Origin of the sequence: Micromonospora sp. LOL_023, assembly GCF_048060115.1 — a bacterium.
Taxonomy (GTDB): Bacteria; Actinomycetota; Actinomycetes; order Mycobacteriales; family Micromonosporaceae; genus Micromonospora_E.
Map to the genome: position 1 here is coordinate 47142 of NZ_JBHMIM010000050.1, position 9406 is coordinate 56547.

Annotated in this window: 8 protein-coding genes and 1 tRNA gene; 8 read left to right on the plus strand and 1 reads right to left on the minus strand. The window is 72.3% G+C overall.

The window, feature by feature from the left end; genetic code table 11:
- Positions 1–35 precede the first annotated feature (35 nt).
- The 7 genes from ACFHVL_RS23845 (at position 36) to ACFHVL_RS23875 (ending at position 8227) form a co-directional block, all read left to right on the plus strand.
- Positions 36–617 carry a NuoI/complex I 23 kDa subunit family protein gene (locus ACFHVL_RS23845; RefSeq protein WP_416630659.1) on the plus strand — a complete coding sequence of 194 codons (582 nt, stop codon included), beginning with the start codon at positions 36–38 and terminating at the stop codon, positions 615–617.
- Complete coding sequence (locus tag ACFHVL_RS23850; protein WP_416630660.1) at positions 614–1147, plus strand: NADH-quinone oxidoreductase subunit J; 534 nt, start codon at positions 614–616, stop codon at positions 1145–1147. The genes ACFHVL_RS23845 and ACFHVL_RS23850 overlap by 4 nt, the downstream gene beginning before the upstream one ends.
- Entirely contained in the window at positions 1147–1533 is a 387-nt protein-coding gene (gene nuoK, locus ACFHVL_RS23855; protein ID WP_416630661.1) for an NADH-quinone oxidoreductase subunit NuoK, read from the plus strand. Before ACFHVL_RS23850 ends, nuoK begins: the two co-directional genes overlap by 1 nt.
- Positions 1530–3482 carry an NADH-quinone oxidoreductase subunit L gene (locus ACFHVL_RS23860; protein ID WP_416630662.1) on the plus strand — a complete coding sequence of 651 codons (1953 nt, stop codon included), beginning with the start codon at positions 1530–1532 and terminating at the stop codon, positions 3480–3482. The genes nuoK and ACFHVL_RS23860 overlap by 4 nt, the downstream gene beginning before the upstream one ends.
- A 59-nt stretch (positions 3483–3541) precedes the next feature.
- Positions 3542–5131: a complex I subunit 4 family protein gene (locus ACFHVL_RS23865; protein WP_416630670.1), complete on the plus strand. Its 1590-nt coding sequence runs from the start codon at positions 3542–3544 to the stop codon at positions 5129–5131.
- Positions 5128–6741 carry an NADH-quinone oxidoreductase subunit N gene (locus ACFHVL_RS23870; protein ID WP_416630663.1) on the plus strand — a complete coding sequence of 538 codons (1614 nt, stop codon included), beginning with the start codon at positions 5128–5130 and terminating at the stop codon, positions 6739–6741. The genes ACFHVL_RS23865 and ACFHVL_RS23870 overlap by 4 nt, the downstream gene beginning before the upstream one ends.
- A 214-nt stretch (positions 6742–6955) precedes the next feature.
- The gene (locus ACFHVL_RS23875; protein WP_416630664.1) at positions 6956–8227 is read left to right on the plus strand and encodes an MFS transporter; all 1272 of its coding nucleotides are present in this window, start codon (positions 6956–6958) and stop codon (positions 8225–8227) included.
- A 265-nt stretch (positions 8228–8492) separates the two neighbouring features.
- Here ACFHVL_RS23875 and ACFHVL_RS23880 read toward each other — a convergent pair whose 3' ends face one another.
- Positions 8493–8987 carry a YajQ family cyclic di-GMP-binding protein gene (locus tag ACFHVL_RS23880; RefSeq protein ID WP_416630665.1) on the minus strand — a complete coding sequence of 165 codons (495 nt, stop codon included), beginning with the start codon at positions 8985–8987 and terminating at the stop codon, positions 8493–8495.
- A gap of 146 nt (positions 8988–9133) precedes the next feature.
- Here ACFHVL_RS23880 and ACFHVL_RS23885 point away from each other — a divergent pair.
- Positions 9134–9217 (plus strand) — tRNA-Tyr (locus ACFHVL_RS23885).
- Positions 9218–9406 lie beyond the last annotated feature (189 nt).

Genomic DNA, 9406 nt, shown 5'->3' on the forward strand with positions numbered 1-9406 from the left:
CGCGTGCGCGTGCCCGATTCGGCAGGATGAGCCACATGGATGGACACGGCGGCGAGACCGGGCACGGGCACGGCGAGGGTCTGTTGAAGGGCTTGGCGACCACCTTCAAGACGATGGTCACCCCGGCCCACACCCAGCAGTACCCGGATGTGGCCCCGGAGCTGCCGCCGCGTAGCCGCGGGGTGATCGCCCTGCTGGCGGAGAACTGCACGGTCTGCATGCTCTGCGCGCGGGAGTGTCCCGACTGGTGCATCTACATCGACTCGCACAAGGAGGAGGTGTCGGTGCCGGGGGCGGCGCGGGCGCGGCAGCGCAACGTGCTGGACCGGTTCGACATCGACTTCTCGCTCTGCATGTACTGCGGCATCTGCGTCGAGGTGTGCCCGTTCGATGCGCTCTACTGGTCGCCCGAGTTCGAGTACGCCGAGTACGACATCCGTAACCTGCTGCACGACAAGGAGCACCTCGGCGAGTGGATGGCCAGCGTGCCGCCACCACCGGCGCACGACCCGAACGGTGAGCCGGCCAAGGAGGAGACCACCGCCGCCCGCAAGGCCGCCGGCCCTGCCACCGGACCAGGCCGGGCCGCCGGACCGGCCGGTAGGGCACCGGCGTGACCGGGGCGGACGTGCTGCTGCTCGCCCTCGGCGCGGTCGCCGTCGGTGCCGGCTTCCTGGTGGTGACCACCGCGCACATCGTGCGAGCCGGCCTCTACCTGGTCGCCTGCCTCGGCGCGGTCGCCGGCAGCTACCTGGTGCTCGCCGCCGAGCTGGTCGCCTGGGTGCAGGTGCTGATCTACGTCGGTGCGGTGGTGGTGCTGCTGCTGTTCGCGGTGATGCTCACCCGGGCACCGATCGGGGCGGCCGACGACCTGGACCGCCCCGGCTGGCCGGCCGCGGTGATCGGCGGCGGGGCCGGGCTGGGGCTGGCCGCGCTCTTCGTCGACGCCTACCGTTGGTCCAGTGTGGAACTGCCGGCCGCCGGCACCGCCGAGCGCCTCGGTACGGCGGTCTTCGGCAGCTGGGTGCTGCCGTTCGAGGTGCTGTCGGTGCTGCTGCTGTCCGCACTGATCGGGGCGATCGTGCTGTCCCGCCCTGACGTGGGGGCATCCAGCGGAGCACCACTTGAGCCGGGCGGGCGCGGCTGATGCGCCCGGTCATCCCGTACGTCGTGGCTGCCCTACTGTTCGGCCTCGGCGTGTTCGGCGTGCTGCGCCGACGCAACGCCGTACTGCTGCTCATGTCGGTCGAGTTGATGCTCAACGCGGTCAACCTGATCCTGGTCACCGCCGACACGACGGTGCGCGGCGCCCTGCCGTACACCGGGCAGACCTTCGCCCTGTTCATCATCGTCATCGCCGCCGCGGAGGTGGGCGTCGGGCTGGCGATCGTGCTGCACTTGTACCGGCTGCGGGCCAGCGTCGTCGTCGACGAGGTGCCGCTCGACGCGGCCGACCCGCCCGATCCGGGCATCGAGGGTCCGCTCGACACGGACGCCGGCACCGCCGCCGACGATCGGGAGGTGGCCCGGTGAACCCGGCCGCGCTCGGCTACCTGCTGCCCGCCGCGCCGTTCGTCGCGGCGATCATCGGCCTGCTGCTGTCGCTGACCGGCGGATCCGGCGCGGCGGGTCGGTCGGTCCCGGCCGGCCCGGCGGCCCGGCGGGTCGCCGCCGGCCTCGGTATCGGCGGGGCCACCGTCGCGCTCGGCGCGGCCGTCGCCCTGCTGGCCGCCGGACCGGACACAACCGACAGTGGTACGGGCTGGCTGGACATCGGCGGGCTGCTGGTCACCTTCGGCGTGCGGCTGGACGGGCCGGCCGCCCTGGTCGCCGTCGCGGTCGGCGCGGTGGCGCTCGCCGTACAGGTGTATTCGACGGCCTATCTCGCCGCCGACGACCGCTACCCGGTGTACGCCGCCCAGGTCAGCCTCTTCACCGCTGCGATGCTGCTGGTCGTCGTCGCCGGTGACCTGATCATGCTGCTGATCGGCTGGGAGGTGATGGGCGCCTGCTCGTACCTGCTGATCGCGCATGACCGGCGGCTGCCGGAGGCCCCGGCGGCGGCGATGAAGGCGTTCCTGGTCACCCGGGTCGGTGACGTCGGCTTCCTGCTCGGCATCGCGGTACTCGGCGTCGGCGCCGGCAGTTTCCGGATCGCCGAGGTGCTCGCCCACGACTACCCGCCGGCGACGGTGACCACCGCGGCGCTGCTGCTGCTCGCCGGGGTGGCCGGCAAGAGCGCCCAGTTCCCGCTGCACACCTGGCTGCCGGACGCGATGGCCGGCCCGACGCCGATCTCCGCGCTGATCCACGCTGCCACCATGGTCGCCGCCGGGGTGTACGTGGTGATCCGGCTCTACCCGGTCTTCGTCGCCGCCCCGGCCGCGCTGGTGGTGCTCGGCGTACTCGGGGTGGTCACCCTGCTGCTCGGCGCGTTGGCGGCGACCGCCTCCGACGACATCAAACGGGTACTGGCCTGGTCGACGGTGTCCCAGTTGGGTTACCTGACCGGGGCGTTGGCGGTCGGCTCGCCGCCCGCCGCGTTGTTCCACCTGCTCACCCACGCCGCGTTCAAGGCGTTGCTGTTCCTCGTCGCCGGCTGCGTGATCCACGCGGTGGGCAGCAACCTGATGTCGGCGATGGGTGGGCTGCGTCGGCCGATGCCGGTCACCTTCGGCGCGGCGGCGGTCGGGCTCGGCGCACTCGCCGGTCTACCGCCGCTGGCCGGCTTCTGGAGCAAGGAGAGCGTGCTGTACGCGGCCGCCGAAGCGGCCCGGCATCCGGGCGACGGGCCGGTGCCGGCGTGGCTGGGCTGGCTGGTGTGGCTGGCGGGCCTCGCCGGGGTGGCGATCACCGCCTGGTACGCGACCCGGCTGCTGCTGCGTACCTTCCTCGGGCCGTCCCGGGTGCCCGCCGACCGGCACCCGCACGATCCGCCGGCGGCGATGCGCTGGCCGGTGCTGGCGCTGACCGTGCCGAGCGTGCTGCTCGGCCTGGTGGTGTTCAGCCCGACGGTTCGGGACCGGCTGGGTGGCAGCACCGAGTTGGCCCCGCACTTCGGCCTCGACCTGGTGCTGCCGTTGCTGTTGTTGGCGGTGGGCGCCGGTTGGGCAGGATGGCTGTACCGGCGGGACCCGGCCGTCGACCCGGCCCGGGTGCTGGGCCCGCTGCGGCCGGCGTTCGCGGCTGGTTTCTGGCTTGACTCGGTGCAGCGCACCCTGGTGGTACGCCCGGTGGTGGCGTTGGCCGGGCTGGTGCGGGCCGGGGACGAGTCCGGGGTGGATGGCGCGGTGACCGGCGTGGGCCGGGGCGTCGGCGGGCTGGCCGCCGTTCTCGGCCGCTGGCACGCCGCCCGACTGCCCCGCGCGGTCACCCTGGCCCTGGCCGGCGCCCTGCTGCTCGCCCTCGTCGCCGCCGCCCTGCTCACCTCCCCGACGATCTTGCAGTTATCGAGAGGATTTGTCTACTTTGTCCAACGATAACTGCAAGATCGTCGGGATCTTGAGGGGAGGTGGGTGCTGCCGTGTACGCCGATGACGCGATGACCCTCGGGCAGGTCGCGCTGCTGGCCGTGCTGGTGCTACCGGCGCTCGGAGCGCTGCTGCTCGCCCTGCCGATCGGCGGCGACCGGGCCGGCCGGATCGTCGGCACCGGCTTCGCCGCCCTGGCGTTCCTGGCCAGCCTGCCGCTGATCGGTGACCCGGCCGGTGCCGGCCGGTTCACGGACGGACCGGAGGCCGGACCCCCCGGCGTCGTGCCGTGGCATCAGATCGACCTGGCCTGGGTGCCGGCGCTGGACCTGCGGTTCCACCTCGGCGTCGACGGCATCTCGTACCCGCTGGTGTTGCTCACCACCGCGCTCACGCTGCTCTGCTGCGGCTACACGATCTGGCGGGCACCGCACGGCGGCTCCGGCAGCGGCGGCTCCGACAGCTCGGGCCGCTCCGGCCGGGCGCTGATCGCGTTGCTGCTGGTCATCGAAGTCGGCATCGTCGGCACCTTCCTCGCCCTCGACCTGGTGCTGTTCTTCGTCTTCTTCGAAGTCGTGCTGCTGCCGATGTACGCGATCATCGCCGGCTGGGGCGGCAGCGGCGGGCGGGCCGACAGCGCGGGGGCCGACAGCGCGCACCGGCGGGCGGCGACCAAGTTCGCCATCTACACCCTGGCTGGTTCGGTGCTACTGCTGGTCGGCGTGGTGACCGCGGTGACCGCCGCCGGCACCGCCGACCTGACGATCCTCACCGGCGGCGGCGAACTCACCCGAGGCACCCAGCTTGCCGCGTTCACGCTGCTCGCGCTCGCCTTCGCGATCAAGGCCCCGCTGTGGCCGCTGCACACCTGGCTGCCCGACGCGCACAGCCAGGCACCCACCGTCGGCAGCGTCATCCTCGCCGGGGTGCTGCTCAAGATGGGTACGTACGGGCTGATCCGGGTCGCTGTCGGCGTCGCGCCGGAGGGAGCCCGTTGGGCCGCCCCGGTGCTCGGCACCCTCGCCGTCGTCGCGATCATCGTCGGCTCGCTGGTGTGCCTGGCGCAGACCGAACTCAAACGGCTCATCGCGTACTCCAGCATCGGCCACATGGGCTTCGTGCTGCTCGGCATCGCCACCTTGAGCGCCACCGGCATCCAGGCCGCGCTGATCGGCAACATCGCCCACGGCGTCATCACCGGCCTGCTCTTCTTCCTCGCCGGCGCGATCAAGGACCGCTTCCACACCGGCGAACTGTCGGCGCTCGGCGGACTACGCGAGCAGTCACCGGCGTTGGCCGGTCTGCTCGGCTACGCCGCGATCGCCTCCCTCGGCCTGCCCGGCCTGGCCGGCTTCTGGGGCGAGGCGTTCGCCGTGGTGGCCGCGGTGCAGCGCGGCGGCGTGCTGTGGACGACCCTGGCGGCGCTGGCGGCGGTCGGTGCGGCACTGACCGCCGCGTACCTGCTGCGGATGCTGCGCCGGGTCGCGCACGGCCCGCCAGGACCGGCGGTACGGGCAACGCCGGCCGGGCCGATCACCCGCCCCGAGGCGCTCGCCTGGGCGCCACTGATCGTGGCGACCCTGGCGATCGGGCTGCTCCCGGTGCTGGTGCTCGGCGTCGCCGAGGCACCGGTGCAGACCCTGCTGGAGGTGATCCGGTGATCGGCGAAGCATCGGCACAGTCGGTCGACCATCTGGCGTTGCTGCCCGCGTACCTGGCGGCCGTCACGGCGGTCGCGGTGCTGCTGACCGACCTGTTCGTGGCCCGCTGGGCGGCGACGGTGGTCGTCGGCGTGACCGGAGCCGTCGGAGTCGCCGTCGCGGCGGTGTACGCGGTGGGCCAGCCGGCGCGGGCGACGTTCTGCGGGCGGCTGTCCGGCCTCGACGTCGGGGACTGGTTCGCCTGCTCGTACCGGGCGGACAGCCGGGCAGCCCTGGTCGCGCTGCTGTTCGCCGCCCTGACCGCAGGGGTACTGGCGTTGTCGGTGCCGACACTGCGGACGGGGACCGTGCCGGCGGGGGAGTACTGCTTCCTGCTGGCCTGCTCGATGACCGGTGGGGTGGTACTCGGTGCCGCCGGGGATCTGATCACCCTGATCGTGGCGGTGGAGACCCTCACCCTGCCGCTGTACATCCTGGTCGGACTGAACCGGCAACGGGTCACCTCGGCGGAGGCGGCGGTGACGTTCTTCATCGTCAGTGTGGCGTCGACAGCGGTGGCGCTGCTCGGCGCGGCCCTGCTGTACGGCGCGTACGGGGTGGTGCACCTGGACCTGCTGGCCGGTGTCAGCGGGCTGGGCGAGACAGTGAGCGTGGTCGTCGGCGGCTCCGCCGACGGCCAGGCCCGACTGGCTCGGGTCGGCGTGGTGCTGCTGCTGGTCGGGCTGGCGTTCAAGGTGGCGGCGGTGCCACTGCACGCCTGGGCGCCGACCACCTACGACGGGGCGCCGTTGCCGGTCACCGCGTACCTGTCGACCGCGTCGAAGCTGGGTGGCGTGGTGGCGATCGTGGCGGTGGTGACCAAAGGGCTGAGCCCACAGCTGGCGGCGTCCGGGCCGGTGCTCGCCGTACTGGCGGTGGCGACGATGACGGTCGGCAACCTGGTGGCGTTGCGGCAGACCCGGATGGTCCGGCTGTTGGCGTGGTCGTCGATCGCGCAGGCCGGCTACATCCTGGTGCCGCTGGCGGCGGCCGCCGGGGTCGCCGGCCGAGGCGTCGAGGAGCAAACGGTCGCCGTCGCCGCCGTCTTCGCGTACACCGTGTTCTTTGTGGTTCTGGAGCTGGCCGCCTTCGCCGCGGTGGTGGCGTTGCGGCCGGCGGGCGGTGACGGCGGGACGATCGCCGAGTACGCGGGCGCGGCGCGCCGCCGGCCGTGGATCAGTGCCGCGCTGGTGTTCGCGTTGATCGGGTTGGCCGGGCTGCCACCCGGCCTGGCCGGGCTGTTCGCCAAGGTGACGGTGGTCCGGTCGCTGCTGGTCGGCGGGGCCGGTTGGCTGGCGCTGGTGGTGGTGGCCAACGCGGTACTCGGCCTCGTCTACTACCTGCGGGTCAGTGCCACCCTGTACGCCCAGCCGCCAGCCGGTGCTTCACCGCCGGCCGGGGTGGTGGCCTCGCCGCCGCGGACCGGTGATGGTGCGGTGGCCTGGCCGGTGGCCTGGCCGGTGGCCTGGCCGGTGGCCTGGCCGGTGGCGGTGGTGCTGGTCGCCGCGACGATTCTGGCTGCTCTGCTCGGTTTCGCCCCACAGATGGTCTTTGACGCAGTGGCAAACTGAACGAAACATCCGCGTCGATCATCCAGTCGGCGATCAGCCGCAACCGCGAGTACCTGACGCTGTGACAGGCTTCGCACCCCCACCCGGCGGAATCGGGTGGGGGTGTGTCCGTCCGGGCGTTAGGGTCGGCAGGCCGACCACCCGTTACCGTCGTCGGCCCGCCGGCCACCCGTTCGACAGCGTCGGTGCCACAACCCAACGTGCAGGAGGCCCGGTGCGTGGGCTACGCAAGTACGCCGAGGTCTGGCGCATCCCGGGCGGACCGGTCCTGCTGATCCCCGGAGTCCTCGGCCGGCTCAGCATCGGCATGATCCCACTCGCACTGCTCCTGGTGATCAGCGACGTCACCGGCCGGTACTCGCTGGCCGCCGTGGCCGGCGGAATCTACGCCGTCGCCGGAGCAGTCGTCAGCCCGATCGCCGGCCGACTCGCCGACCGGTTCGGTCCCACCCCGGTGCTGCTCGTCACCGGCACCGCCCACCCGATCGCCCTGATCGCACTGCTGTTCACCACCCGAACCGACCCCCCGATTCTGCTGCTGTACCTGATGTCGGCGCTGGCCGGCGCCAGCTACCCGCCGCTGAGCGCCGCCATCCGGGGTGCCTGGACCAACCTGACCGACCGGGCCAGCGGCCGGCAGGCACTGCGCAACACCGCGCTGGCCGCCGAGACGACCATCTTCGAGTTCGTCTTCGTCATCGGCCCGCTGCTGGTGGCCGCGTCGATCGTGGTCGCCGACGCCGCCGCCGCACTGATCGCCGCCGCCGTGCTGACCCTGACCGGCACCCTCGTGGTAGCCCTCGGCGGCGCGATGCGCGGCTGGCGTCCACCCGCCGCAGGCCAGCACGCCCGCGGGCTCGGGCCGCTGCGGGTCGCCGGCTTCCCGGCACTGCTGCTCTGCGTCGCCGGGCTGGGCATCGCCTTCGGAACGGCCGGCGTCGCCGTGCCCGCGTACGCGTCGCGCAACGGTGCCGGAGATGACGGGGGCAGCCTCGCCGGCATCCTGCTGGCCATCTGGGCGATCGGCAGCGCCACCGGCGGGATCTACTTCGGCACCCGCCGCCCCGCCGTGGACGCCACCCGGCAGTTCGCCTGGCTGCTGGGCGCAGTCGCGGCCAGCTTCGTCGTGTACGCCGTCATGCCGCACCCGCTGGCGCTCGGCTCGGCGCTGCTGCTAGGTGGCGCGGTGATCGCACCGGCGTTGACCGTCGAGAACGCCATGGTCGGCCGGCTCGCTCCGGCCAGCATGCTGAACGAGGCGTACACCTGGGTCGCCACGATGGCGATCGGGTTCAGCGCGGTGGGTGGGGCGGTCGCTGGCGTGCTCGTCGACCGAGCCGGCGGACCGGCGGCGGCGTTCCTGTTCGCAGGCGCGGCCGTCGCGGTCGCGGCGCTGGTAGCGGCCTGGCCGGCGGGTCCGATCAGCCGGGCCGAGGCCCGGTCCGTGGCCGACCCCGACCGCGTGCTGCTGCGTGAAACTGCCTGACCCGCCCCCACCCGCCTTGTCGAGCACCCGCAGCGCGCCGGCTGGCTGGGTCGCCTGGAGTGGCATGCCGCCGGTGCAGCGGGGTGGCATGGGTGGCATGCCACCGGGTCGGTGGTAGCGGGTCGCGCAGGGCAGGAAGTCTCGCCGAACGTGATCCCCCTGCGGGGGTCTTGATCCCGCAGGGGGATCACGCTGAAAGAGAGTCCGGGGTTCGGCTGGCCTCGCTGCGCGTGCGGCCGACCTCGGCTGACCGGGACCGGACCGGTCAGCGATAGTTCGTGAACTGCAGGGCGATGCCGAAGTCTTCCTGCTTGAGCAGGGCGATCACGGCCTGCAGGTCGTCGCGCTTCTTGCCGGTGACCCGGAGCTGGTCGCCCTGGATCTGCGCCTGGACCCCCTTGGGACCCTCGTCGCGGATCTTCTTGCTGATCGCCTTGGCCTTGTCCGACTCGATGCCCTGGATCACCTTGCAGTCGATCTTGTAGATCTTGCCCGACGCGCGCGGTTCGCCGGCGTCCAGCGACTTCAGCGAGATGTTCCGCTTGACCAGCTTCTCCTTGAAGACCTCCAGGCTGGCCTTGACCCGCTCCTCAGTTTCCGCCTGCAGCGCGACGGACTCCTCGCCGGCCCAGGTGATCTCAGCGCCGGTGCCGCGGAAGTCGAAGCGGGTGGAGAGCTCCTTCTCGGTCTGCCGGAGGGCGTTGTCGATCTCCTGCCGGTCGACCTTGCTCACGATGTCGAACGACGGGTTGGCTGCCATGGTCTGCTCCCTGCCAGGTGCGGTTCTGGACGGTGCTCGGACGTGCCCGAGTGGTTGACTCACGCCGACCGTACCCGGTTGCGGGAACGCCCGGTGATGCCGCTATCCTTTCCTGCGTCGCCTCGCGAGCTGAGGCGGCACGCCCTGGCGGGTTGCCCGAGCGGCCAATGGGAGCGGACTGTAAATCCGTCGCGAAAGCTACAGAGGTTCGAATCCTCTACCCGCCACCAGGCGCACCAACAGCCCTTGACCTGCACCAACAGGTCAAGGGCTGTTGTCGTACGGGCTGGCGTCGCGTCCCGCCCGGTCCAGCTGAATCCAGCCCGGGTCCCGCCCGGCGGCCAGGTTCAATGCCACGTAGCTTAAGTTGATCTTGGTGGTGGCTGGACCCGGTAGATGTGGATGGTCGCTGGCCGGTC

What these genes read in the sequence shown, in the direction of transcription:
- ACFHVL_RS23845 (WP_416630659.1), top strand. Translation starts at nt 36, where the DNA reads ATGGATGGACACGGCGGCGAGACCGGGCACGGGCACGGCGAGGGTCTG.
- nuoK (WP_416630661.1), top strand. Translation starts at nt 1,147, where the DNA reads ATGCGCCCGGTCATCCCGTACGTCGTGGCTGCCCTACTGTTCGGCCTC.
- ACFHVL_RS23865 (WP_416630670.1), top strand. Translation starts at nt 3,542, where the DNA reads ATGACCCTCGGGCAGGTCGCGCTGCTGGCCGTGCTGGTGCTACCGGCG.
- ACFHVL_RS23880 (WP_416630665.1), bottom strand. Translation starts at nt 8,987, where the DNA reads ATGGCAGCCAACCCGTCGTTCGACATCGTGAGCAAGGTCGACCGGCAG.